This window comes from Streptomyces griseus, from assembly GCF_900460065.1.
GTDB lineage: Bacteria > Actinomycetota > Actinomycetes > Streptomycetales > Streptomycetaceae > Streptomyces > Streptomyces griseus.
In genome coordinates this window covers 303,626-327,826 of sequence record NZ_UAVD01000024.1, presented here as the reverse complement: position 1 = coordinate 327,826, position 24,201 = coordinate 303,626, and the positions used below count along the sequence as shown (strand labels likewise).

General features: G+C 75.1%; 19 protein-coding genes. 8 read left to right on the top strand and 11 right to left on the bottom strand.

Annotation, left to right across the window (positions count from 1 at the left end; genetic code table 11):
* Positions 1-20 precede the first annotated feature (20 nt).
* From DTB53_RS11945 to ligA, 3 genes are all read right to left on the bottom strand, one after another.
* Complete coding sequence (locus tag DTB53_RS11945; protein WP_236586254.1) at positions 21-626, bottom strand: hypothetical protein; 606 nt, start codon at positions 624-626, stop codon at positions 21-23.
* Between the two features lie 29 nt (positions 627-655).
* Positions 656-1,360, bottom strand: coding sequence for a rod shape-determining protein (locus tag DTB53_RS11940; RefSeq protein ID WP_012378328.1), 705 nt, complete (start codon positions 1,358-1,360; stop codon positions 656-658).
* Between the two features lie 736 nt (positions 1,361-2,096).
* A complete protein-coding gene (gene ligA / locus DTB53_RS11935; protein WP_042495692.1) occupies positions 2,097-4,235 on the bottom strand; it encodes an NAD-dependent DNA ligase LigA in 2,139 nt (712 codons plus the stop codon).
* Between the two features lie 217 nt (positions 4,236-4,452).
* Here ligA and DTB53_RS11930 point away from each other — a divergent pair, with 217 nt between their 5' ends.
* From DTB53_RS11930 to DTB53_RS11920, 3 genes are all read left to right on the top strand, one after another.
* Positions 4,453-5,391 carry a DUF1996 domain-containing protein gene (locus DTB53_RS11930; protein WP_003965034.1) on the top strand — a complete coding sequence of 313 codons (939 nt, stop codon included), beginning with the start codon at positions 4,453-4,455 and terminating at the stop codon, positions 5,389-5,391.
* Between the two features lie 91 nt (positions 5,392-5,482).
* Positions 5,483-6,118: a DUF305 domain-containing protein gene (locus tag DTB53_RS11925; protein WP_012378330.1), complete on the top strand. Its 636-nt coding sequence runs from the start codon at positions 5,483-5,485 to the stop codon at positions 6,116-6,118.
* Positions 6,119-6,152: 34 nt separating this feature from the next.
* A complete protein-coding gene (locus DTB53_RS11920) occupies positions 6,153-7,205 on the top strand; it encodes a LacI family DNA-binding transcriptional regulator (RefSeq protein WP_003965036.1) in 1,053 nt (350 codons plus the stop codon).
* A 119-nt stretch (positions 7,206-7,324) separates the two neighbouring features.
* Here DTB53_RS11920 and DTB53_RS11915 read toward each other — a convergent pair whose 3' ends face one another.
* Positions 7,325-9,502 carry a phage holin family protein gene (locus tag DTB53_RS11915; RefSeq protein ID WP_003965037.1) on the bottom strand — a complete coding sequence of 726 codons (2,178 nt, stop codon included), beginning with the start codon at positions 9,500-9,502 and terminating at the stop codon, positions 7,325-7,327.
* Positions 9,503-9,729: 227 nt separating this feature from the next.
* Between DTB53_RS11915 and DTB53_RS11910 the strand changes: the two genes are divergently transcribed.
* A complete protein-coding gene (locus tag DTB53_RS11910) occupies positions 9,730-10,512 on the top strand; it encodes an MBL fold metallo-hydrolase (protein WP_003965039.1) in 783 nt (260 codons plus the stop codon).
* Positions 10,509-11,147, top strand: coding sequence for a DedA family protein (locus DTB53_RS11905; protein WP_003965041.1), 639 nt, complete (start codon positions 10,509-10,511; stop codon positions 11,145-11,147). The genes DTB53_RS11910 and DTB53_RS11905 overlap by 4 nt, the downstream gene beginning before the upstream one ends.
* 6 nt (positions 11,148-11,153) lie before the next feature.
* On the opposite strand, the gene DTB53_RS11900 is transcribed toward DTB53_RS11905, so the two are convergent.
* A complete protein-coding gene (locus DTB53_RS11900; protein WP_012378331.1) occupies positions 11,154-12,467 on the bottom strand; it encodes an aminotransferase class I/II-fold pyridoxal phosphate-dependent enzyme in 1,314 nt (437 codons plus the stop codon).
* Between the two features lie 377 nt (positions 12,468-12,844).
* Here DTB53_RS11900 and DTB53_RS11895 point away from each other — a divergent pair, with 377 nt between their 5' ends.
* The 3 genes from DTB53_RS11895 (at position 12,845) to DTB53_RS11885 (ending at position 15,662) form a co-directional block, all read left to right on the top strand.
* Positions 12,845-14,305 carry a bifunctional phosphatase PAP2/diacylglycerol kinase family protein gene (locus DTB53_RS11895; protein WP_003965043.1) on the top strand — a complete coding sequence of 487 codons (1,461 nt, stop codon included), beginning with the start codon at positions 12,845-12,847 and terminating at the stop codon, positions 14,303-14,305.
* A 125-nt stretch (positions 14,306-14,430) separates the two neighbouring features.
* Positions 14,431-15,240 (top strand): class I SAM-dependent methyltransferase, encoded by an 810-nt coding sequence (locus DTB53_RS11890; RefSeq protein ID WP_003965044.1) that lies wholly within the window; start codon positions 14,431-14,433, stop codon positions 15,238-15,240.
* A 68-nt stretch (positions 15,241-15,308) separates the two neighbouring features.
* Entirely contained in the window at positions 15,309-15,662 is a 354-nt protein-coding gene (locus DTB53_RS11885) for a VOC family protein (protein WP_003965046.1), read from the top strand.
* 26 nt (positions 15,663-15,688) lie between these two features.
* Here DTB53_RS11885 and DTB53_RS11880 read toward each other — a convergent pair whose 3' ends face one another.
* The 6 genes from DTB53_RS11880 to DTB53_RS11855 all read right to left on the bottom strand — a co-directional run bounded on the left by DTB53_RS11880 (position 15,689) and on the right by DTB53_RS11855 (position 24,180).
* Positions 15,689-17,668 carry a DUF5107 domain-containing protein gene (locus DTB53_RS11880; RefSeq protein ID WP_042495696.1) on the bottom strand — a complete coding sequence of 660 codons (1,980 nt, stop codon included), beginning with the start codon at positions 17,666-17,668 and terminating at the stop codon, positions 15,689-15,691.
* Between the two features lie 153 nt (positions 17,669-17,821).
* Positions 17,822-18,730 (bottom strand): arginase family protein, encoded by a 909-nt coding sequence (locus DTB53_RS11875; RefSeq protein WP_042495699.1) that lies wholly within the window; start codon positions 18,728-18,730, stop codon positions 17,822-17,824.
* An 87-nt stretch (positions 18,731-18,817) separates the two neighbouring features.
* Positions 18,818-19,057, bottom strand: a complete 240-nt coding sequence (locus tag DTB53_RS11870) for a LapA family protein (RefSeq protein ID WP_003965049.1) — start codon at positions 19,055-19,057, stop codon at positions 18,818-18,820.
* 143 nt (positions 19,058-19,200) lie between these two features.
* The gene (locus DTB53_RS11865) at positions 19,201-20,958 is read right to left on the bottom strand and encodes a CocE/NonD family hydrolase (RefSeq protein WP_042495701.1); all 1,758 of its coding nucleotides are present in this window, start codon (positions 20,956-20,958) and stop codon (positions 19,201-19,203) included.
* A gap of 247 nt (positions 20,959-21,205) precedes the next feature.
* Positions 21,206-22,168: a S66 peptidase family protein gene (locus DTB53_RS11860; RefSeq protein ID WP_012378336.1), complete on the bottom strand. Its 963-nt coding sequence runs from the start codon at positions 22,166-22,168 to the stop codon at positions 21,206-21,208.
* Positions 22,165-24,180, bottom strand: a complete 2,016-nt coding sequence (locus DTB53_RS11855) for a S9 family peptidase (protein WP_012378337.1) — start codon at positions 24,178-24,180, stop codon at positions 22,165-22,167. Before DTB53_RS11855 ends, DTB53_RS11860 begins: the two co-directional genes overlap by 4 nt.
* Positions 24,181-24,201 lie beyond the last annotated feature (21 nt).

Here is a 24,201-nt window from a genome sequence, read left to right as displayed (position 1 = left end):
GGGCGCCCGGCGCCCTCACCTCAGTGAGGACGCGGCGCCGGATCGGCAGAACAGGACGGCTGACCGGTCGTGGGACCGGTGGTCCCGCCCGGAGGCCCCCGTACGCCGGGGAGCGCACCCCTGCGGCCGCCGGGCACGTCGGAGGAGTCCGCGGCGACGTGGTGGACGCCGGGGCGCGGCTCGGACGGCCCCGGCGGAGTGGGCGTCAGCGCGTCGTGCGGCGGCGGTGGCGCGTGGAGAAGCAGGTACGGCCGGCCGGTGCCCGCCCGGGGGGCCTGCGCCGGATCGGCCGCCGCCCTGGGCTGCTCGTGCGCGGCACGCGCCGTCGCCTCCGCGCCCGGCTCGGCCACGGCTCCGCGTGCGCGGTCCGGCCCCGCGCTGCCGGATGCCGCGAGGTGCCCGGCGCGGTGCCGGGAGTCATGGCCGGCCCGGTGCCGGACGTCGTGTCCGGCGTGCCGGATCTGGGGGGCGGTGGGCGCCGAGGCGGCGGTGGTGACGGGCGCGGGGCTCCGGGAGGCCGACGGGGCGAGCGCGGCACCGGCCGCCGAGGCTCCGCCGCCGACCAGGGTGAGGACGGTGAGGAGCGCGAGGACCAGCGCGGCCGACAGAGACCGCGCCCGGGCCACGCGCGACCGGGACGGCCGCGGGCGCGGCGTCACTTCGGTGGGCCGAAGGTCTCGGGCGAGGCGGCCGGACGGCGCAGCACGGAGCTGAGGATCTGTCCGGCGCCGCGCACGACGGTGGTCGACGGGTCGTCGGCCAGGCGCACCCGGGTGCCGAGGCAGCGGGCGATGCGATCGGGGACGTCGGCTCGCAGCGCCCCGCCGCCCGCGAGCACGGGCCCCTTGCGCAGGGCCCCGCGGATCGCGCCGTGCCGGTCGTGCCGCCACATGGACGTGATCATGTCGAGCACCGTGCGGACGAGGGCGACCGGCAGCTTCGCCGGATCGAGGCGGTCGAGGTCGTCGAGTCCGCTCTCGGCCTGCCGGGCGTCGGCGACCAGCCCGTTGACGAGGAGCGTGACCTCGGTCAGCTCGGCTCCCATGTCCACGACGAGGAGGGGGCCCGTCTCCCTCGGTCCGGCGTACGCGGCGGCGGCCCGGGCGCTGCTGAGGACCAGGACGCGGGACGTACCGAGCCCGGCGAGCAGGGCGCGCGCCGCGGTGCGGTGTTCGGCCCCGGCGAGCACCGGGTGGCTGAGAACGATGACGCTGTCGCTGCGGTCGGGGCCCAGGGCCGCGTCGGCGATGCGGCCGAGCAGCCGGCCGCAGGACTCGGGGTCGACGATGCGCCCGCGCCGGACCGGCCGCTCGTCGCCGCTGCCGGGGAGCGGGTCGAGAACCAGCCCCCGTCCGGGCACCCAGGCCCGGGTGCGGGAGCTGCCCAGGTCCAGGGCGAGCCCCCGGGCGGCCGGCGGGAGGCCCGGTGCGTCCTGGGCGCCCGGTGCGCGCAGCCGCTGGTGGCGGGGCCGGAGTCCCGAGGGGGAACGCCCCGCCCCGAATGCCCCGGCGCCGCTTCCGTCACGAAGCGGTCCGGGGCCCTTCCCCCATGGGCCCGCCCCCGGGCGGAGCGGCCCTCGCCGCTCGCCGGGCGCGGAAGTGAGCGGGCCGCGAACGGCCGGAACCGAAGGGGCGGGGAGAGCGGTGGCCGGGGCGGGAACGATCGGAGCGGTGACGGTACGGGCAGGTGCCGCTCGGCCGGACCCCTGAGGCCCATGAAGCCCCTGAAGTCCCTGAGGCCCGGGGTGCCCCTGAGGCCCGTGGTGCCCCTCGAACGCTGTGAGCCCTTGGAGCCCATGAGGCACTCGGCGTCCGTGCAGCCCGTCGGGGGTTCCGGGTCCCCCGGAAACGGGAGACGTCCGGCCCGCGTCCGCGTCGTCGGACGACGGCGGGACGGCGCGACCCGGTCGCTGTCCGTCGTGCACAGAACGCATCGTCCCTCACCCCCGGCCGCCCGTCGCAGCCGCCCACGCACCCATCGGCCCACTGATAGCGAGGCACGACCGAGCCCTCACTATGCAATACGGGGTGGTGGAACGCCACTTCCTCACTGATTCACAGGCACACCGCGGCGGTGCGCCCGGCCGCCGACCCGGCTCAGGCCTCCTCCCCCGCCGTCAGGAAGGCGCCGACCAGCTCCGCGAACTCCTCCGGCACCGCGATCCTGACCCCCAGGTCCTCCGCCTTGGCACGCTTGGATCCGGCCTTCTCCCCGGCCACCAGCAGAGTCGTGCGCCGGGAGACGCTGGAGGACGACTTGCCGCCCGCCCGCTCGATCAGCTCGTTCATCTGGTTGCGCGACAGCTTCTCCAGCGCACCGGACATCGCGCCCGTGACCACCACGGTCATCCCCGCCAGGGGCAGCGCCGAGCCCGTCGCGGCGTCGCCGCCGGGCGCGCCCGCGTCCGCCGTCGCGGGGGCAGCCGCCTCCTCCGTCCCGGGGTCCGGGGGCGGGGTCGCTCCGGGCTCCGTCATGGACACCCCGGCCGCGACGAGCTTGCCGATCAGCGGCGCCAGCTCCACCAGCTCGGCCACCACCGCTGCCGCCTTCTCCTTGCCGATGCCGTCGACCCGCTGGAGCGACTCCGCGTCGGCGGCGACGATCCGGTCCATCGTGGCGAAGTGGCGCGCGATGCGGCGCGACATGGAACGCCCCGTGCCCCGTACGCCGAGGGCGCAGAAGACGCGGGACAGCGGCCTGGTCCGGGCGGTTTCGATGGCCGCCAGGAGGTTGTCCGTGGAGGTCTCCCCCATCCGGTCGAGCGCGAGCAACTGCTCCCGCCGCAGAGTGAACAGGTCCGCGAAGTCCGCGACGAGGCCCGCGTCGACGAGCTGGACGACCCGGGTGGAACCGAGGCCCTCGATGTCGAGCTGATCGCGCCCCGCCGCGTAGGAGACGGAGGCGACCAGACGGCAGTCGCGGCCCCGGGTGCAGCGCCAGCGCTGTTCGCTCGCGTCGATCTCCGAGCCGCACTGCGGGCAGCTCTCGGGGAAGGCGATGGGCGTCTCGTCGCCGGTGCGCAGGTGCACCACGGGGGCCTCGATGCGCGGGATGATGTCGCCGGCCTTGTAGACCATGACCTGGTCCCCCAGCCGCAGGTCGCGGCGGGTGATGTCGGCGGGGTTGTGCAGGGTGGCGTAGCCGACGGTGGAGCCGTCGATCTCCACCGGTTCCAGGACGGCGCGGGGGGCGATGATGCCCGTGCGCCCGACGTTCCACTCGACGGCCAGCAGGCGGGTGATCTTCTCCACGGCGGGCAGCTTGTAGGCGACGGCCCAGCGGGGCGCGCGGGTGCCGGAGCCGGCCTCCTGCTGGTCGGCCGCCAGATCGGCCTTGATCACGATCCCGTCGATACCGAACGGCAGTGCGGCGCGCAGGGCGCCTATCCCGTCCACCCGCGCCTGGACCTCCTCGACCGTGGTGGCCCGGAGCGGCGCGACGGCGGTGCCCGCGGCGGTGTGCACGCCGAGACCGGCCACGTACGCCAGGACCTCGCTGTGGGGCAGTTCGGCGAGGGCCTCGCCCAGCTCCCCGGAATCGGGCAGCGGCAGGGCGCCGTAGGCGAAGAAGGTGGTCTCCACCCGGTAGGCGCGGTCCTTGGCGCGCAGGGTCCCCGCCGCCCCGTTGCGCGGGTTGGCGAAGGGGGCGCCGCCGTGTTCCGTGCGGATCGCGTTGCCCTGTGCGAACTGCTCGTTCGTCATGAGGATCTCGCCGCGCACCTCGATGGTGACCGGTTCGGCGAGCCGCTCCGGCAGGCCGACGACGGCGCCGGCCGCGTGCGAGACGTCCTCACCGGCGGTGCCGTCGCCCCGGGTGATGAGGCGCTCGAACCGGCCGTCCCGGTAGCGCGCGGCGACGGCCAGGCCGTCGAGCTTGGGCTCCACGCTCCAGGCGGTCACCGGCCTGCCGATCCGGCGCTCCAGCGAAGCGGTCCAGGTGACGAACTGCTCCGCCGAGAACACGTTGTCCAACGAGAGCATGGGGACCGTGTGCGGCACGTCGCCGACGGCGGCCCCGCCCGCGACCTTGCCCGTCGGGGAGTCGGCGAGCACCTCCTCCGGGTGGTCCGCCTCGTACGCGGCTATGCCGCGCGCGAGCCGGTCGTAGGCGTCGTCGTCCAGCGCGCTCTCGCCCGTGGCGTAGTACGCGGCGGCGGCGAGGGAGGCCTCCTCCACCGCGGCGGCGTAGGCGGCGGCATCGGCGAGCACAGCAGCTGAGTTCGTCATGGCCACCATTCTTCCGCCCACCACTGACAACGCCCCCGGTCCCGCTTCAGCACCGAAGAAGGAGAGCGCTCTCCCACTCTTGGAGCCTCAACTCGCCTTCCAGAGAGCATCTTTGCCGAGGCTGCGCATTCTCTTGACAGTCCCACGGGGCAATTCTACGTTCCCTTCAAGAGAGCGCTCTCTCGCATGATCCCAGGAATCCCCCACTTCCCCCGACAGGAGTGCCGTGCTCTTCCGCCACCGACGCAACCCCGATCACCGCCGCCAACGATCCCTGCCGCCCTGGCGGTACAGAATCGCCGGACTCGCCGCGGCCGCCCTCGCCCTCTCCTTCCTCCAGGCCAACGTGGGCAACGCGGCGGCCGAGCGGGCCGCCGCCGAAACCGCGCCGAAGGCCGCCGCCGACGTGGTGCGGGTGGCCGAGTTCCTCGCGGAATGCCCGTACACCCACCGGGCCCCCGACGACCCGATCGTCTTCCCCGGGCTGCCGGGCGCCTCCCACATGCACAGCTTCTTCGGCAACGACACCACGCACGCCGGCTCCGACCTGGCCTCCCTGGAACGGGGCCGGACCTCGTGCGCCCCCGAGACCGACCTGTCGTCGTACTGGGTGCCCACGCTCTACGACGGCGACAGGGCGGTGGAGCCCACCGGAACCACGTTCTACTACCTGGGCGAGGGCGTGAGCGACGACGTCATCCGCCGGATCCAGCCCCTCCCCAAGGGCCTGCGCATCGTGGCGGGCAACGCGAAGGCGACCGGCCCGCAGGACAACACAATCGCCCGCTGGTCGTGCCTGCACGCGGGCGAGGTGAACCCCTCGCAGAACTTCGTCAACTGTCCGCCCGGCACGATGATGGAGTCCTACCTGGACTTCCCCCAGTGCTGGAACGGCAAGGACCTCGACTCGGCCGACCACAAGAGCCACATGGCCTACCCCGTGGCCGGGAACTGCCCGTCCACCCACCCGGTGCCGGTGCCCAAGCTCCGGCAGGTGCTGCGCTATCCGGTGAACGGCGACCCGGCCCGCTTCCGGCTGGCGTCCGGCCCCGGCTACACGATGCACGGCGACTTCTTCAACGTGTGGCCCGAGGCAGAGATGGCGCAGCGCGTCCGCGACTGCATCAACGCCATCGTCAAGTGCGGCTTCGACGGCAAGCCCTGACCGGCCGTCCGACCCGCTGTCCACCGCTGCGCGTCCGCCCCGGGGCCCTGCTCCGGGGCGGACGCCCTCCCCTCCCGTACGAGGACGGCCCATGAACCCCTTGGACTCCCCGGCGCTCCACCGGGCCACAGCCGTCGGCCTGCTGCTCGCGGTGGGGCTCGCCGGTGCGGCCGGCTGCTCGTCGGCGGCGGATCCCGCGCCCCGCAACGCCCCGGCGCGGCGGTCCGCTCCGGCCGTCTCCCCCACGCCGTCCTCCACCGTGTCCGCCACCCCCACCGACATCGGCTGGGTCCAGCTGATGACCCCCATGAACCAGCAGGCGGTGAAGCTTTTGACGCTCGCCGCCGAGCGGGCGTCCGAACCGCGGGTGCGCGCCTTCGCGGTACGGCTGCGCACCGGCCACGAGTCCGAACTCGAACGCCTGCGTGCCCTGTTGACCCGTATGGGGCTGCCGCTCACCGATGTGCACGCCGGGCACGACATGCCCGGCATGGTGACCGGACAGGACCTGTCGGCCGCCCACGCCGCCGAGGGGCCCGCGTTCGACCGGCTGGTCCTCGCGCGGATCCGGGACCATCTGCGCCACTCCGCGCGGGTGTCGCGCTCCGAGACCACCGCGGGCGGCCGGGCGGACGCCCGCGAACTGGCCCGCGCCCTCGTGACGGCGCGCGAGACCTTCCTCGCCGAGCTGGAACGGCTGCCGGGAGCGGTGCGGGCCCTCGGCTGAACGGGGCGGCCGGCCTGCGGGTATAAAGGGCTGCATGACAGCCGAAGTGCCGCAGCCCGTACGCCCCGCGACCTTGGAGGACGTGGCGGCCGTGGCCGGTGTGTCACGGGCGACGGTGTCCCGGGTGATCAACGGGGCGACCACGGTGGACCCCGCCCTGCGCACCGTGGTCGAGGAGGCGGTGGCGACCACCGGTTACGTGCCCAACCGGGCCGCCCGCTCGCTGGTGACACGGCGCACCGACTCGGTGGCCCTGGTGGTCTCGGAGCGGGAACGGCGGCCGATGTCCGAGCCGTTCGTCGGCCGGATGTTCTCCGACCCGTACTTCGGGCGGGTCGTCAGCGGGCTGTTGGAAGTGCTGCGCCCGGCGGGCATCCAGATGGTCGTGATGCTGGCCGACGACGAGGCGTCCCGGAGCCAGTTGCTCTCCTACCTGCGCCACGGCCACGTCGACGGGGTCGTGCTGATCACCACGCACGCCGACGACCCGCTGCCCGGTCTGCTCCAGGACACCAGGATGCCCGCCGTGCTCGCCGGCCGCCCCCACCGTCCGTCCCCGCTGGCCTATGTGGAGGTGGACCAGCACGCCGGGGCGCGGCTGGCGGCCGACCACCTGGCCGCGCTGGGGCGACGGCGCATCGGCACGATCTCGGGCCCCCAGGACATGCCCGCGGGACAGGTGCGGCTGACCGGTTTCCTGGAGGCCGTCGCCGCCCACGGCATCGACGACGTGGCCTGTGCCGAGGGGGACTTCACGCATCTGGGCGGGGCCGCGGCGATGCGGCGGCTGCTGGCGGACCGCCCCGACCTCGACGGGGTCTTCATCGCCTCCGACCTGATGGCCCTGGGCGCGCTCCCGGTCCTGCTCCGGGCCGGGCGCGATGTGCCGTCCGACGTGGCGGTGGTCGGCTTCGACGACAGCAGCGCGGCTGCCGCCTGCGACCCGCCCCTGACCACGGTGCGGCAGCCGGTGGAGGAGATGGCCGCGGAGATGGCCCGGCTGCTGTTGAAGCAGATCGGCGAACCGCGCGGCCCCTCGCCCTCCGTGCTGTTCCCGCCGACGCTGGTACGGCGGCAGTCGGCCTGAGCGCACGGCGTACCGTCGGCCGTCGGCGGCAGCCGGTACGGGCCGGCGGCGGACACCCCGTCGGGGAGACGGACGGCGCGAGTCCTCGGCGGACAGCCCGCCCGGGGACGCTCGGGCCGTCAGGCCGTCTCTCCCGGCGCCTCCCGCGCCTGGGCGTCGCCCGGGAACGGCTCGTCCGCCAGACCGGCCCCGCCGAAGCCCTCGGCCCGCACCGGCACCTGCGGCCCCGAGGCCTCCTGGAGCCAGCGGGTCAGCACCCGGTGCACCGCCTCGGCGCCCACCAGGCCGCCGCCCGGCGGCGGGGGCGCGCCCGCCGCGGTCTCGGCGGCCACGATGTCGAGCGGGTCCGTCAGCGCGCGCGGCCAGAGCAGGAACGGCCGGGACTGTTCGCCGCCGAGGCCGCCGTGCGAGCCGACCTGCTCCTCGAAGGCGTGCACGGTCCCGGTGGCGGGGTCGTACATGGAGTTGACCATCACGTCGGCGACGTGCGGGAAGGTATCGGTGCGCCGTACCGCGGCGGCCGCCCCGACGCCGAAGACCGCGAGCGGGCCCTCGCCGTCGGTCAGCTCGGCGACGGGCACCTCGGCCCCGCCGGGGCCGAGGACCACGGAGCCGTGCTCGCCGTCGCCGACGAGGAGGAAGCCGATCCCCGGATGGTTGGCGAGCGTGGAGAGCAGCGCCGGGTGGCGGCGCTCGATCTGTTCGCGGGAGGCGCGGCCCTCGATGTCGGGGAAGGAGATCAGTCCGAGGTTGCCGGAGGCCAGCACGATCGGGTCGGAGAGCTTGGCCGGGTGCTCGGCCTCCTGTCCCTCGACGGGGCGGTGCAGGGCGATCCGTACCGCGTCGCGGGCCTCGGACGCGCTGCGGGTGCGCTGCGCCCGGCGGGGCACGGGCAGCCCGCAGCCCGCCCGGACGAGGTCCTTGAGCGTGAGTCCGTACTGTCCCGCGAACGTCTCACCGGAGCTCTGGCCGTGGTCGGAGAGGAGCACGATCCGGTAGGCGCGCGGGGTGTGGTCGGCGATCTTGGCGATCAGGGCGAGGGACCGGTCGAGGCGTACGAGGACCTTCTCCGCGTCGCGGCTGTGGGGCCCCGAGTGGTGGGCGACCTCGTCGTAGGCCACGAGGTCGGCGTAGACGGCGGTGCGTCCGGCGAACATGTCGCCGAGGACGGCGGCGGCGACCACGTCGCGCTCCACGACGGTCGCGAACGCGCGGATGAAGGGGTAGAGCCCGCCGCGCTTGACCCGCGGTGTGACCTTCCGGGCGCGGGCCCGGCTCGACTGGCCGATCTCCCGGAGGACCTCGGCGGCGTAGGAGAGGGCGGTGCGGGTGGCGTTCGCGGGATCGGAGAAGTAGGCGAAGTATCCGGCGCGGGAGCGGCGGCCCTTGCCGCGCCGGGCGGCCATCGAGAGGACCAGGGCGAGCTGTCCGGCTCCGCCGCTGAAGAGGTTGCCCCGGCTCGCGCCGTCGACGGTGAGCAGACCGCCGTCGCGGGTGTGCTCGATGGCCCGGCGCTGCATCTCCAGGGCGCTGGCGGGACGGCTGGAGACCATGACGGTGCGGGTCTCCTTCTCGTACCAGCGGAACGCGGGCACGTCGTGGTTGCTGCCGTGCAGGATGGCCAGCTGGCTGGCGCCGGTCTGACTGGACCAGTCGGTGCGCCAGGGGGTGAGCCGGTGTCCGGAGGAGTCGGCGAGCCAGCCGGCGACGGTGGGCATGAGGCCGTCGGCCGCGGCCTTGACCAGGACGTCGTGGCCCACTCCGTCGAGCTGGAGGAAGACGGTGCCGGGCGGTCCGTCGCGGCCGGGTTCGGCCGGTCCCGGGGGTCTGCCGCGCCGGCGGCGCCGGTCGGCGAGCCGGGACAGCCGTCGGCGGTAGGCCTCGTCGTCGCGGACCGCGAGGGCGGTGGAGGTGGCGGAGGCGACGGCGGACATCACTGCGGCGACGACGACCGCCGTCTCCGGGTTGGCGTCGCCGCGCCCGTCCGGGATGAGGCGCAGCGCTATCAGCAGCAGGGAGCCGTTGAGGAAGAAGACCAGGGCGCCCAGGACGAGCGCGGGCACGATGAGCAGGGCGCGGACGAGGACGGGCCAGACCAGGGCCGACAGGAGGCCGAAGGCGCCCGCGCCCCAGGCGGCGGTGAAGGCGGTCCTGGTGACGGTGTCGCCGTCGTCGGACTGGAGCTGGAAGTCGGGCAGGGCTCCGGCCAGCACGAGCATGGTGAGGGTGGACACCGCCCAGACCGCGGTCACCCGCATCAGGGCCCTGCCCGCCGTGCGCCACTTCCCGTCACCCACGCCGGTCCACCTCGTGCCTCTCCGCCCGGGGCCCCGGTCGTCCGAAGCCTGACCTTCAGCTTTTCACAGCGCCGGCGCCGGTCATCGACCGCGGCGGGAGCCTCCGGGGCTCGACGGGACGGTACGGGGGGCGCATAGGCTCGTACCGGCAGCGCACCCGGTCCCGGGCCGCGCGGGCCGCGGGTCCCGGGGTCGCGGGGCCACGGGCGTCGGGCGAGGAGGCGGAAGTGCCGGTGGAGATCACCTGGTGGGGTCATGCCACCTGCACGATCGAGGACTCCGGGGTGCGGGTGCTGACCGACCCCCTGTTCGTACGGCGCTTCGCGCATCTGCGGCGGCGCAGGGGCGAGGTACCGCCACCGCTGGCCGCGGTCGCCGAGGTGGTTCTGGTCTCCCATCTGCACTCCGACCATCTCCATCTGCCGTCGCTGGCCCGGCTGGCTCCCGGCAGCCGGCTGGTCGTGCCGAGCGGCGCGGTCGCGGCCGTGCCGGGCCTGCGGGCGCTGCGGCGGATGCGGCGGCTGCACGTCACCGAGGTGCGGCCGGGCGAGACGGTGCGGGTCGGCGAGGTGCGGGTGCGGGCGGTCCCCGCCCTGCACGACGGGCGGCGGCTGCCGGTCGGGCCGCACCGCACGCCGGCGCTCGGCTATGTGGTCGAGGGCGAGGCGCGGACGTACTTCGCCGGGGACACCGGCCTCTTCGACGGGATGGCCGACGCGGTGGGGCCGGTGGACGTGGCCCTGCTTCCGGTGGGCGGCTGGGGACCCTATCTGGGGCACAGCCATCTGGACCCGGCCCGCGCCGCGGAGGCGCTGACCCGGCTGGCGCCGAGGTCGGCGGTGCCGGTGCACTACGGAACGTACTGGCCGATCGGCCTGGACGGGGTGCGCCCGCACGAGTTCCACGCGCCGGGCGACGAGTTCGTACGGCACGCGGCGAGGCGCGCGCCCGAGGTGGCCGTGCATCTGCTGGGCCACGGCGAGCGGGTCAGACCGGAGGCGGGCCGGTGATCCAGGAGATCCAGCAGGTGGTGCGGGAACTGCCCACCGAGTCGGCCCAGCAGGCGGTCGGCTATCCGACGCTGTTCGCCCTGGTGGCGCTCGGGTCCCTGGTGCCGGTGGTGCCGACGGGGGCGCTGGTGAGTTCGGCGGCGGTGGTGGCCTTCCACCAGACGTCGCCGCTCACCCTGCTCTTCGTGTTCCTGACGGCGTCGACCGCCGCGTTCCTCGGGGACGTCTGCCTCTACTGGCTGGGGCAGCGCGGGGTGCGGTCGAAGAACGGCTCGAAGTGGCTGGAGGCGATCACCCGCCGGGCCGCGCCGGAGCGGCTGGCCCAGGCGCAGGAGAAGCTGGCGGAGCACGGCGGGACGGTGCTGGTGCTGTCCCGGCTCGTTCCGGCCGGGCGGATCCCGGTGATGCTGGCGTGCCTGCTGGGCCGGATGCCGTTGCGGCAGTTCGTCCGGGGCGATGTTCCGGCCTGCCTCGCCTGGGCGGCGACGTACCAGTTGATCGGCATCCTGGGCGGTTCGCTGTTCCCGGAGCCGTGGCAGGGGGTGGTGGCGGCGGTCGCCCTGACGCTGCTGATCAGCGGGGCTCCCGCGGTGTGGCGCAGGCTGCGGTCGCGGTTCGGCCCCGAGCCCTCGTGACCGCGCTCAGCGCAGCCCGCCGAACACCGCCGCGAAGCGGTCCAGCGCCCGCGCCACGTGCGCGAGCTCCAGGGGCTCGGCCGCGGTGAGCGACTCCGTCCGCTGCCGCGGCGTGGCCCCCAGCAGCGGCCCGGTGCCCAGGCGTACGCGCAGGGCGCCCAGCTCGTCCCCGAAGCGGTGTCCGCCCGGGGCCGGTGCGCCCAGCCGGTCGGTGAGGTACTCCTCCAGCTCCATGGAGTCCGTCACGCCCACGCCCGCCAGCCGCGAGCGCAGCGGTCCCAGGTCGGCGTAGAGGTGGCGGCCCGCCTGCGGGGGGCGGGCCAGCGCGCCGGAGCCGAGGACGGCGCGGTGGGCGGCGGCGGCGACCTCGGCGTGGAGCTCCGCGGCGCGCCGGATCCGCTCGCGCACGGGCTCCGGCTCCCCCAGGGCGTGGGCCGCCGCGTGGGCGACCGGGGTCGCGACGAGGGCGCCGAGCGCGGTGAGGATGTCCAGGGTGCGGGCGTGCCGGACGGCGGCCCGGGCGGTGTCCGGGAAGCGGGCGACGGCGACCGGCCAGGCCGGCGGGGTGAGGGCCCCGGACAGGTCGGCGATCACCGTGACGTCGTCCGGGCACATCTCGGCGGGGCTCAGGAGGACGGTGTCGCGGGGCCGGTGCACGGTGTCGCGCCAGGTCTCGTCGCTGATGATGTGCAGCCCTTCGCCGACCGCCGCCTCGCACGCCTCGTGGACCAGCTCCGGCGGGGCGACGGTGGCCGTGGGGTCGTCCACGACGGACAGCAGCAGCAGTTTCGGCCGGCCGCCCTCCGCGCGGACCCGGCGGACGGTCTCCAGCAGGGCGTACGGGTCGGGCACGCCGCCGCATTCGGCCGGGGTCGGCACGTGGTAGGCGGGGCGGCCGAGCAGGCGGGCCTGCGGCATCCAGGCGGCCGGGCAGGGGCGCGGCATCAGGAGGTCGCCGCCGTACGCGCCGATCAGGGCCAGGAGGAGGGGTGGGGCGCCGGGGGCGGCGGCGATGCCGCCCGGCGCCCCGTGGAGCCCTCGCCGGTCCCAGTAGCCGCGGGCCGCCTCACGCAGCCGGGGCCCTCCACCGGGGGGTTCGAGTCGGGTCCGGCCGGAGGCGGCGGCCAGGACGGCGGCCAGCTCCGGGAGGACCGGGAGACCGGGGTCGGGGGCGGGCGGCCCGAAGCGGACGGGGCCGTGGCTCGCGTGCGCGGGTGCCTGGTCCTTGCCGTCGTGCGCGGGTGCGTGGTCTCCGCTCTCGTGCGCGGGTGCGTGGTCTCCGCCCTCGGGCGCGGGTGCGTGGTCCTCGGTCCCGGGCATCCGGCCCTCCTCCGCCGCTCGTCGCTCCCCGGCTCCGTGCCCCGGACGGCCTCGGCGTCCTCGCCGCGCCGCCGGGAGCACTCGGCCGCGTTCCCCCGCAGGTCCGCCCCCGGCTCCTGGGGACCGATGGTCTCCGCTGCTCGGCCGGGAGCCTCTGGCTTCTTTATACGGAGGTTCCGGGCGGCCCGCCCGCCCAGTCGCACGCCCGCTCCGGGGCCGTCGCCGCGTGGACCGTTGCGCCGGTCGGCGGGGGTGCGTGGCCCGGGTCTCAGCGCGCCTGCTGGTTCAGCGTGACCCGGCCGGGTATTCGCTGATCCATGTCCACACGGAGAACGTCACCCCCCACCGTCCACACCACCGCTCCCGCCGTCACCCGGATGCGCGACTGGCTCCAGGAGCGGGACCTGGCCGTGTTCCGGAGCGTCGCGGACCGGCACTGGCCGGGTGCCGATCCGCTGCTGCCGAAGCTGAGCCGGAGCGCCAACCACGGTCTGCTCTGGTTCGGGGCGGCAGCCGGGATCGCGGCCCTCGGCAGCAGTGCGCGCTCACGCCGGGCCGCGCTCCGCGGGGTGGCGTCCCTCGCCGTGGCCTCGGCGGCGATCAACACGGTCGGCAAGGGCGCGGTGCGCCGCGAGCGGCCGATAGCGGACCTGGTGCCGGTGGTGCGGCAGCTCAAGCGGCAGCCGATCACCACCTCCTTCCCGTCCGGCCACGCGGCGTCGGCGGCGGCCTTCGCCACCGGGGTGGCCCTGGAGTCCAAGGGCTGGGGCGCGGTCGTGGCCCCGGTCGCGGTGGCCGTGGCCGCCTCCCGCGTGTACACCGGGGTGCACTATCCGAGCGATGTGCTGGCGGGTGCGGCGCTCGGCGTCGGGGCCGCGTTCGCGCTGCGCGGGGTGGTGCCCACCCGGGGCCAGCTGCCCGCCCCCGGCCGCCCGCCGGGCGAGGCCCCGGCGCTGCCCGCCGGGAAGGACCTCGTCGTGGTGGTGAACCAGGCGTCGGGAACGGCGACCGCGACCGCCTCGCTGGTGCGCGAGGCGCTGCCCGCGGCGGAGGTGGTGGAGGTGCCTCCCCAGGAGCTGTCGGCCGCGTTGGAGAAGGCGGCGGGCCGGGGTCGGGCGCTGGGGGTCTGCGGGGGTGACGGCACGGTGAATCTGGCGGCCTCCGTGGCGGCGACGCACGGGATGCCGCTGGCGGTCTTCCCCGGCGGCACGCTGAACCACTTCGCCTACGACCTGGGCATCGAGACCGTCCACGAGACGGCCGCCGCCCTCACCGCGGGCGATGCCATCCGGGTGGACCTCGGCCGTTTCCGGCCGGGGCCCAGGGGTGCGGAGGGGGCGGACGGGTACTTCCTCAACGCCTTCTCGCTGGGGGTCTATCCGGAGCTGGTGCGGACCCGGGAGCACTGGTCGCCGCGGATCGGCGGCTGGCCGGCCGGCGTGCTCGCGGCCTTCCACGTGCTGCGCGGGCGGCAGCCCCTGGAGGCCGAACTCCAAGGGCGCAGGCGCCCGTTGTGGCTGCTTTTCGTCGGCAACGGACTCTTCCAGCGGGTGGGCCCCGCCCCGGGCCGCCGCCACAACCTGGCGGACGGGCTGCTGGACGTCAGGGTGGTGCACGGGGGCCGGACTCCCGCGTTGCGGCTGCTGGCGGCGGCGGTGGCGGGGCCGCTGACCCGCTCCCCCGCCCACGCGGCGGTGCGGCGGCGCCGGGTGCGGATCGGCGGCCTCGCGCCGGGGACTCCGTACGCGTACGACGGCGAAGTGGCCCGCTCGGGAACGGAGCTGACGATCGACAAGCTGCCCGAGGCGCTGACCGTCTACTGCCCGATGCCGGTCTGACGCACCGGGAGCGCAAGTCCGCATGGCAAGACGGCTATCTCACGATCCGACATGACGGCGTACGGTGGTTCCCTCGCCGCGCCCGCCGGCGCGGGGCTTCCGGGAGAGGGAGAGGGCGTCACGCCATGCCGAAGGAGACCGCCGTGTACACGCACGGCCACCACGAGTCCGTCCTGCGCTCGCACCGCTGGCGGACCGCCGCCAACTCGGCGGCGTACCTCCTCGACGAGCTCCGCCCCGGCCTGGCCGTGCTGGACGTCGGCTGCGGTCCCGGGACCATCACCGCCGATCTGGCCGCACGGGTCGCCCCGGGCCGGGTCACCGCGGTGGACACCACCGAGGAGATCCTCGGCCAGGCCGCCGCGGTCGCCGCCGGACGCGGCCTGGAGAACGTCGGGTTCGCGGTGGCCGACGTGCACGCCCTGGACTTCCCCGACGACTCCTTCGACGTGGTCCACGCCCACCAGGTGCTCCAGCACGTGGGCGACCCGGTCCAGGCGCTGCGCGAGATGCGGCGGGTCTGCCGCCCCGGTGGCGTGGTGGCGGCGCGGGACAGCGACTACGCCGCGATGACCTGGTATCCGGAGACCCCCGGCCTCGGCGAATGGCAGGACGTGTACGGCCGGGTGGCCCGCGGCAACGGCGGCGAGCCCGACGCCGGCCGCAGGCTCCTCTCCTGGGCGCGGCAGGCCGGGTTCGACGACATCACCCCGACCGCGGCCGCCTGGTGCTTCGCCACCCCGGAGAGCCGCGCCTGGTGGAGCGGTCTGTGGGCCGACCGTACGACGGACTCGGTCTACGCCGAGCTGGCGGTGGCGGGCGGCCATGCGAGCGCCGGGCAGCTCACGGAGATCGCCGGGGCGTGGCGCTCCTGGGGCGAGGAGGGCGACGGCTGGTTCATGGTTCCGCACGGTGAGGTGCTGTGCCGGGTGTGAGGGGAAGCGGCCTCGGGCCCGCCCGGAATCGATCACACCAATCGCCGCCGCCAACTACCCTCGTACGCATGGAGATCCTCGGAACCACGCTGCGTATCTGCGTCGACGACCTGGAGGCCGCGGTGGCCTTCTACGAGGGGCTGACCGGCACGTCGGCCCTGCGCTTCGAGCGCGGTGGGGTGTCGGTGGCCGCGATCGGCTGCTTCCTGCTGATGAGCGGGCCCGAGTCGGAGCTGGAGGTGCTGCGCAAGGTGGGGGCGACCATCGCCGTCAAGGACGTCGACGAGGCGAACGAGGCGCTGACCCGGGCGGGCGCGCGGGTCATCGCGGGGCCGGTGCCGACCCCGGCGGGCCGTAACCTCATCGCCCTGCACCCGGACGGCTCGGTCTTCGAGTACGTGGACCGCAACGTCACCGTCTGACCGGCCGCCCGGGAGGGCCTCGACCGCTACGCCTGCGGTGGGCTCATGCCGAAGTCGTAGGCGGCGGGCAGCGGCTCGTCGCTGACGGACGCCCACAGCTCGCCGAGGATGCCGGCGCCCTCGCGCAGGTCGGCGACCTCGAATCCGGCGTCGAAGATCGCCCGGGCCGCCCCGGTGTCGCCCTCGGCGGCCAGGGTCCGGGCCAGGAGCAGCCGGAAGCGTCCGAGCTCGCGGATCGCCTCCGGCAGTCCGGCGAGCAGCGCCCGGGCCGCCCCGGGCCGGCCGGCGGACAGGTGCGCCTCGACGGTCTCGCGGGCCAGGGCGGCGAGGAGGGCGCTGCCCTCCGCCGACGCGGTGAGGTCCGTCGTACCGGGGGCGTCGAGGTCCGCGAAGGCCTCGGCGTACAGCTCGGCGGCGTGGTCCGGCCTGTCGCCCTCCTCGGCGGCGACGGCGAGGCAGCGCAGCAGGGGCCAGCGTGGCGCGGGACCGCTCTCCAGGCCGCGTTCCCAGCTGCGGACGGCCTGCGCCCGGTCGTCGGCGTGCCACTGGGCGATGCCGAGGTGGTATTCGGTGTGCGGGTCGGCGTCGGCGGTCTCCAGCATGTCCCGCCAGGGCGGCGAGACCTGGGTGGGGCCGGGTGGACCGGCCGGCTTCGGCAGCGTGCCGTGCTCCAGCAACTCCCGCCAGGGTTCCTGCTGTTCACCGAGGGTGGCGGTGGGGAACGGGGTGCCGGGCAGTCGGTGGCCGCCGCGCAGCACCTCCAGGGCTCCCCAGCCGGAGCCGGTGGCGAGCGTCTCGCCCGGTTCGGCGTCGGCGTGCGGCAGCCAGGCCGCGTACGCCTCGTCCACCGCGCCGCGCGGGAGCGCCTCCTCCAGCCGTGCGGCGGCCTCCCCGGTGGCCGCCGCCCAGTCCCGGCCGTGCACGACGGCCGGGTCGGCGGACAGCGGGCCGTAGGACTCCAGCCAGCTGAACGCGGCGCCCGACTCCAGCGGGACGTGTTCCAGCTGGGTGCGGGACAGTCCGGCCTGGATCTCCGCGTAGCCGCCCTCCCCGGGCCCGTTCAGCCATTCCTGCCAGCGGCGGCCGCCCCTCCCGTGCCCCCAGCGGAAGAGTTTGCGGCCGCGCAGCAGGTCGGTGGAGGTCTGGGCGAGCCCGTGGCCGTCCGCGTCGAGCGCGGCGATCCAGCGCCGGGCGCCCTCGGGCAGCTCGTAGAAGTGGTCGGCGGGGTAGGCCGAGCGCCGTGGATAGGTGTGGTCGAGGCCGTCCGACTCCGGGACGCCGACCCGGGTGAGGGCGTGGTCGTAGCCGAAGTGCCAGGCCTCGTCCGCCGGGGCCAGCACACGGGTGTCCGGGGTCTCCGGGACGGCGGTGTTGGACCACCAGTAGACCGGTGCGGGCTGTTCGTGCGGGTTGCGTATCCGCACGCCGACGTGGAGGAAGTCGGAGTCGTCGGGGAGCCAGAGGTCCACCTGGAAGGGCAGGTCGCGCAGTCGTTCCCATTCCCAGAGCCGGACCATCGTGGAGCCGTCGGGGCCGGGCACGAGTGCGGCGTGGAGCGGGGCGCAGGACAGGGTGGTGTGGCCGGTGGCGCCGATGTTCCACTCGATGCCGCCGGAGAACCAGGCCCCGTTGAGCGCGAAGGCGGCGGGCTGGAGGACCGGGTTGCGGTGGAGCAGTTCGCGGCCGGTGGGTTTGTGGTGCAGGGAGTGGATCCGGCCGCCGAGTCCGGGCAGCACGGTGACGCGGAGCCGGGCGTTCTCGATGACGACGGCGTCGACGTCGGTGGGGGTGCGCTCGCGCCCGTAGCCGTCGAGCAGCCGGGTGGGCAGGACCGTGCGCAGCGGCCGGTGGCCCAGTTGGCGGGCCATGTCGCGGGGCAGGTCCGCCCGGCCCCGGGGGTCGGGCACGGGCGGTGCGGCGGGCGTCCGCAGGGGCGGGAGCGGGTTCTCCGGCCCGAGCGGCGCTGCGGGCAGGTTCAGTACGGCACGTCGTACGGTCGTGGCCAAGGCACCCTCGTTCCCTCGCGGCGGGCCGCCGCAGGTCCGGGCGCCCCCGGTGACCATGGAACACGCAGGTGGCCGCGTGGGCCAGAGGCCCGTCGGCCGGATTTTCGCGGGCGCGGGATCCGCCGCGGCCTCCGCGCGGCCGGGCCCGGCCGGTCAGGCCTCCGGGGCGGTGCCCGTGAACGCGTCGACGACGAGGTCGGCGAGCAGGGCGCCCGCCGTGCCGTCCGGGTCGAGATCGGGGTCGTAGATGGTGACGTTCAGCCCGACGCAGCGCGGGGAGGAGACGAGCGCGCGCAGCAGCGGGGCGAGTTCGTGCGGGAGGAGGCCGCCGTCGTCGGGGCTGTCGACGGCCGGCATGACGGCCGGGTCGAGGACGTCGGCGTCCAGGTGGACCCAGTAGCCGTCGAGCGCGGGGGTCTCCAGGCTCTCCACCGCGGCCCGCCCGAGGGTGTCCGGGCCCCCCGCGCGGATCTGCCCGACGGTGGCGTGGGGGATCTTCAGCGCGGCGAGCTCGGCCCGGTCCTCGTCCTCGTCCCGCATGCCGAAGAGGCGGACGTCCTCGTCCCTGAGGTAGGGGCCGAGCCCTTCGATGTCGCTGAGGTCGGCCTGGCCCCGGCCGGTGGCGATGGCCAGTTCCTCGCCGCCGGCCGCGCCGATCCGGTCGCTGTTGCCGGGGTGCCGGAAGTCCGCCGACCCGTCGACGGCGGCGAGTCCGTAGCGGCCGATCCGGCGCAGGGCCAGGGCGGCGCCGAGCTGGATGGAGCAGTCCCCGCCGAGGACCAGGGCGAACTCCCCGGCCCGTACGTGGCCTTCGATGCGGTCGGCGAGGGTGCGGGTGTACCGGGCGATGGCGGCGGCGTTGAACACCCCGTCGCCCTCCCGCCAGTCGCCCAGGTCGTAGCGCGGCGGGACGACGACGCCGCCCTCCAGCGCTCCGAGGCGGCGCACGATCCGCTGTTCGCGCAGGGCGCCGGCCAGTTTGTAGCAGCCCGGGACGGTGCCGGGGGCCGGCGGGCGCAGCCCGAGGTTGGAAGGGGCGTCGAGGACCACGATCGTACGCATACGGCCCATCCTCGCCTCGACGGCCCGGAACCCTCAAGGGGTTTCACCGTGCCGGGAAACCCCTTCGGGTCCGCTGCCGGCCGCCCCTCACCTGCCCTTCCGGCGGAAGAGGTAGCCGCCGCAGCCGAGCCCGATGAGGAACATGGCCAGCAGCGCGGACCACAGCGGCATCGTCACCTCGGGGATCAGCACCCGGATGGTGACGTCCTCCGTGTTCACGCAGATGAAGACGATGACCAGCACGACGAGCACGCCGACCACGACGCGTCCCGGAGTGAGCCACCCCTGGGCGCGCCCGCTGCCGCTCGATACGTCCTTGGGGCTCATGGTCCGACCCTTCCGCTGTTTCCTCGGCCGTCCGGCCCGCCGTCGTCGTGCACGGGGCCGCCCCCCGGGGTCCCAGCATGAGCGGATGCCGGGGGCGGGGGGCGGTACTGTTGCGCCGTTCGGGTGAACGGGAGGGGCGGGGGTCAGCCCGTGGGGACCGCCGGGAGTTCCAGGACGCCGGTGTCGTCGGGCGCGTGGAGCACCGTGACGGGTTTGACGCCCCGGTTGCCGAAGTAGGCGGTGTCGCTGGCGGCGATCACGAACTCCAGGCGGTGCCCCTTCTCGTAGCGGTGGACGATGCCGGGGAGCTCGACCGTGAAGGGCCGGGTGACGTCGGGGACCCGGACCGGGGAGACGAGCCGGTTCACCAGCTTCCTGCCGCCGTCGGGCGCGATGTCGTAGACCTTGGCGAAGAGGACGAGCTTGTCGGAGGCGTCGCCGCTGTTCTGGACCCGTTCCGCCTTCGGCGAGGAGACCTTCAGGGTGGCTCTCGGGGAGCCGACGACGTCGAGGGGCTCGGTGAGGGGCTCGCTGCGCCAGCCGAGGTAGGTGCCCTTCGTGTCGTACGGCTCGGGGTCGGGCAGTCCGATCAGCGGGGCGATGGAGCTCTCGGAGTGGCTGGTGGGAACGAGCCAGTTGGTGTACTTCCGGCTGCCGCGCGCCACCTTGGAGCGGTTGTCGACGAGTTTGCCGTCGCCGGAGAGGTACAGGGACCGGGAGAGGGCGGGGACGTCGGCGGCGGAGCCGTAGCCGTCCTGCCAGTCGCGGTAGTAGGAGAAGGCGGGTCCGGTGTCGGCGCCGGTGTTCTCCCGGAGGTGGCGGTCGAACCAGGCGAGCACCCGCTGTCCGACGTGGCTGGTCTCCAGATTGCCCTGGCTCAGGTCGAGTTCGCCGGGCACCTGGCCGCCGCTGTGTCCCCAGGACTGCCAGATCATCTTGGTCTCGGTGCCCCGCGCCTTGAGCGTCCGGTAGGTGGCGGTGGCCTCGTTGAGGTTGAAGAGGCTGTCGGCCTGGCCCTGGACGATGAGGGTGGGGGCCGTGACGCGGTCGAGGTAGGAGACGGGCGAGACGCTCCGGGCGTACGCGAGCATCTCCTCGGTCCTGTCGGCGGGGTAGCGGCCGGAGTTGAGCAGCCGGACGGTCTCGCAGGCGCGGGTGGCGAAGTGCAGGCAGTCCAGCCGGTTGATCCGGGAGGGGTCCAGGCTCGGGTTGAGGAGGGGCTGTCCTTCACCGATCAGATAGAAGCCGTTGGTCCACTGCCACTTGAAGACGCCGGGAGTGTCGGAGGTGACGCCCTCGCGCGCCCCGGTGTTGTTGGGCGCGAGCGCGTAGGCGAGGTCGTTCCAGGTGATCAGGGGGACGAGGGCGTCGACGCGGGGGTCGACGGCGGCGGTCGCCAGCTGGATCGCTCCGCCGTAGGAGCCGCCGATCATGCCGACCCGGGGGTCGCCGTCGGCGTCCCGGGTGACGAAGTCGGCCTCGGTGCCGTCGTCGGCAGCGCGAACTCCCCCGAGGAAGTCGAGGAGTTCACCGGCCGCCCTGCCGTCGATGGCGGGGTCGTCGAGGGTGATCAGGCAGCCGGACCCGCCGAAGCCGAGGCCCGAGTAGACGAGTCCGACGTAGCCGCGCTCGGCGAAGGCCTTGCCGATGGTGTCGGTGGAGCCGTCGGACTTGCTGCCGCCGAAGCCGTTGGTGGCGAGGACGGCGGGGGCGGGGCTGTCCGCGTCGGCCCCGGCGGGCCGGTAGAGGTCGGCGTCCACCGTGCAGGTGCGGCCGCCGGCCTCGACGGTGAACTCCAGCGGGGTGACGGTGTACGGGCCGGCCTCCGCGTGGGCCGGGCCGGCGAGGAAGAGGGGGGCGACGAGGGCCGCCCCGGCGACCGCCACGAGCGGGCCGCGCACTCTGGAAACAGCACCTGACACGAAGACCTCCACACCGAGGACACCTTACCGACCGGTAAGTATTGGGCCCGTGCCCATGCTGTGACAGAGCTCACGCCCGTGTCAACGTACGGTCAGCGGTTCTTGACGGATGTTCACGTTCCCCGCGCGGACGCACACATCCGGGCGGGCCGGGGACGGGCAGTCCCGTCCGGACTCCGGGCGGGCCGGACGGGAGCGCCCGGGCGCGGCCCGGGAGGAGAGCGCGTCAGCGCAGGGCGGGCGTGTCGACGGTCAGGGTGCACCGCCCGCCGTCCGCCGGTGCGTCGAGCACGGCGGGCACGCCCAGCGGGATCGTCAGGGCGGTCGCACCGTGGCCAAAGCCCAGCTCCTCGACCACGGGTATGCCCAGCGGGCCCAGCCGGTCGGCGAGCACGGCGCGGATCTTCTCGTACGGGCCGCACTCCTGCCAGGAGCCGCAGGCCACCCCGGCGACCGAGTCGAGGGCGCCGGACCGCAGGAGCCGGGTGAGGATGCCGTCCAGCCGGTAGGGCTCCTCCCCGGTGTCCTCGATCACCAGCAGCCCGCCCCGGGCGTGGGCCCGCCCGCCCGGGGCGCCGGTGCCGGCGGCGAGCAGGCTGACGCAGCCGCCGTACAGGACACCCCGCGCCCGGCCGGGGACCAGGGACCCGGCCGACTCCAGGCCGAGGGTGGTGACGGTCTCCGGGGCGAAGAGAGTGGCGCGCAGGTGCTCGCGGGTCGCCGCGTCGTCGAGGAACGTCTCGGTGGCGACCATCGGCCCGTGCAGGGTCGCGAAACCGGCGCGCAGGGCGAACGCCTCGTGCAGGACCGTGATGTCGCTGTAGCCGACGAACGCCTTGGGCCCGGCGGCCCGGACCGCCGCCCAGTCGACCAGGTCGACCATCCGGTGGGCGCCGTATCCTCCCCGGGCGCAGAACACGGCGTCCACGGACGGGTCGCACCACGCCCGCTCGAGGTCCGCCGCCCGGCCCGTGTCCGGCCCGGCGAGATAGTCCAGCTCCGGGTGCACGGTGAGCACGTGGGCGCCGACGACGGGTTCGAGTCCCCAGGCGCGCAGGACGGCGAGGCCCTTCTCCAGCCGGTCGGCGGGGACCGGGCCGCTGGGCGCGACGACGGCGACCCGGGAGCCGGGACGCAGCCGGGGCGGCCGGGCGAGGGGCACGGCCGGGCCGTGGTCCGCACGGGTCACGTGGTCAGCTCCAGGAACGGCACATCGGGGCGGTCGATACCGAATGTCTGCGCGTAGAGGGAGAGTTCGGCCTCCAGTGCGCGGACCATGGTCTCCACGCGCCGGAAGCCGTGGCCCTCGCCCTCGAAGGCGATGTAGGCGTGGGCGACGCCCCGGCCGTCGAGGGCGGCGAGGAACCGCTCGCACTGTGCGGGCGGGCAGATCACGTCGTCCAGGCCCTGGAGGAGCAGGAAGGGGGTGCTCAGCCGGTCGGCCCGGTGGAGCGGCGAGCGTTCCCGGTAGCGCTCGGGCACCTCGGCGAACGGTCCGACGAGGGACTCCAGGTACCGCGACTCGAAATCGTGGGTCTCGTCCGTGGCCCACCCCTCGAGATCCAGGATCGGGTAGAGGATCGTCCCGCAGGCGTAGACGTCGGTACCGGTCAGTGACGCCGCGGTGGTCCAGCCACCCGCGCTGCCGCCCCGGACGGCGAGCCTGTCCGGGTCGGCGGCGCCCTCCTCGACGAGGGCCGAGGCGACGGCCGCGCAGTCGGCGACGTCGACGACGCCCCACTGGCCGCGCAGGAGCTCGCGGTAGCCGCGGCCGTAGCCGGTGGAGCCGCCGTAGTTGACCTCGGCCACACCGATGCCGCGCGAGGTGAAGTAGGCGATCTCCAGGTCCAGGACGAGCGGGGCGTGGCCGGTGGGCCCGCCGTGCGCCCAGACGACGTACGGGGGCTTCTCGCCCTCGGGCCCGGTGCGGTCGGGGCTGTGCGGCGGGTAGATGTGGGCGTGGATCCCGCGGCCGTCGGGGCCGGTGAAGGTGCGGTCCTCGGGCACCGGGTAGTACGCGGGGTCGACCGCGTCGTGGTGGGGTGCGCCGATGACGCGGGTGTGCCCGGTCGCGGTGTCCAGCTCGACGACCTCGGGGCTGCTGCGGGGGCTCGCCGCGACGCCGACGACCCGGCTGCCGTGGACGGCGAGCGTGTCGGACCAGGAGGTCCAGGGGCCCGGCACGTCGGCGAGTTCCCCGGTCTCCGGGTCGAGGATGCCGAGCCGCAGGCCGCCCCTGCCGTGCAGGACCGCGATCAGTCCGTTGTCCAGCGGATGGAACCAGCGCAGCCCGATCTTCCAGAGCGGACCGCCGAACTCCTCGCCCCGGGGCGGCAGGAGGCGGCTGCTGGGGACCGCGCCGCCGGCGACCGCGTCGGGGCGGATGCGCTGGAGCTCCCACCAGTCGGCGAGGTCGGAGACGAACAACAGGCTGCCGTCGCGGTCCCACTCCACCTGGCAGACCGATTCGTCGAGATCGCCGACCAGGGGCCGTACGCCGGTGAACCCGCCCGTTCCGTCGATCTCCGCCAGCATGACCACCGTGCCGTCCCACGGCATCCGGGGGTGGTCCCAGGCGATCCAGGCCGCCCGTCGGCCGTCGTGGGAGACCTTGGGGCCGGTGACGAACCGGTGCCGGTCGTCGGAGAGTTCGCGGACCGCCGCCCGGTCGTCGGCCGCCGAACCGTCGAGCGGCACGGCGGCGACGACGCGCCGCACGTCGGTGAGCGCGGGTCCGGTGAACTCCTCCAGCACGCACCAGACCTCGCCCGCCGCCCCGTGCTCCGGGCGCACCTGCGGGTCCGCCCAGCGCAGCCCGCCGCCGACGTCCGACACCGGGGTGAGCGGCCACGGCGCCGCGGGCCCGTCGGGGGCGTACGCGTACAGCCGCTGGTCGGCGAAGTGGACGAACACCACGAGGAGTTCGCCCCTCTCGCGCACGGTGCCCGCCCAGGGCTGGCCGCCGTACTCGATCACCCGGCTGCGGATGTTCCAGGGGGCGGGCAGCACGGGGGCCGTGGTGCCGTCGGCGCGGCGGCGCATCAGGGCGCGCCGGCCGTTCTCGGCGGGGCGCGGCTCGGTCCACCACACCTCGTCCCCGATGGTGCCGAGGTGGTCGGGGCGGCCGTCGTGCGAGGCGGCGAGTGCCGCGTCGACCGGCGACGGCCAGGTTCCGTACGGGGCTGCTGGCACGGTGTTCACGTTGGTCGGTCCCCCCGGGGC

What these genes read in the sequence shown, in the direction of transcription:
- DTB53_RS11875 (WP_042495699.1), bottom strand. Translation starts at nt 18,730, where the DNA reads ATGCGTACGATCGTGGTCCTCGACGCCCCTTCCAACCTCGGGCTGCGC.
- DTB53_RS11925 (WP_012378330.1), top strand. Translation starts at nt 5,483, where the DNA reads ATGAACCCCTTGGACTCCCCGGCGCTCCACCGGGCCACAGCCGTCGGC.
- ligA (WP_042495692.1), bottom strand. Translation starts at nt 4,235, where the DNA reads ATGGTGGCCATGACGAACTCAGCTGCTGTGCTCGCCGATGCCGCCGCC.
- DTB53_RS11890 (WP_003965044.1), top strand. Translation starts at nt 14,431, where the DNA reads ATGCCGAAGGAGACCGCCGTGTACACGCACGGCCACCACGAGTCCGTC.
- DTB53_RS11900 (WP_012378331.1), bottom strand. Translation starts at nt 12,467, where the DNA reads ATGCCCGGGACCGAGGACCACGCACCCGCGCCCGAGGGCGGAGACCAC.
- DTB53_RS11885 (WP_003965046.1), top strand. Translation starts at nt 15,309, where the DNA reads ATGGAGATCCTCGGAACCACGCTGCGTATCTGCGTCGACGACCTGGAG.
- DTB53_RS11870 (WP_003965049.1), bottom strand. Translation starts at nt 19,057, where the DNA reads ATGAGCCCCAAGGACGTATCGAGCGGCAGCGGGCGCGCCCAGGGGTGG.
- DTB53_RS11920 (WP_003965036.1), top strand. Translation starts at nt 6,153, where the DNA reads ATGACAGCCGAAGTGCCGCAGCCCGTACGCCCCGCGACCTTGGAGGAC.
- DTB53_RS11895 (WP_003965043.1), top strand. Translation starts at nt 12,845, where the DNA reads ATGCGCGACTGGCTCCAGGAGCGGGACCTGGCCGTGTTCCGGAGCGTC.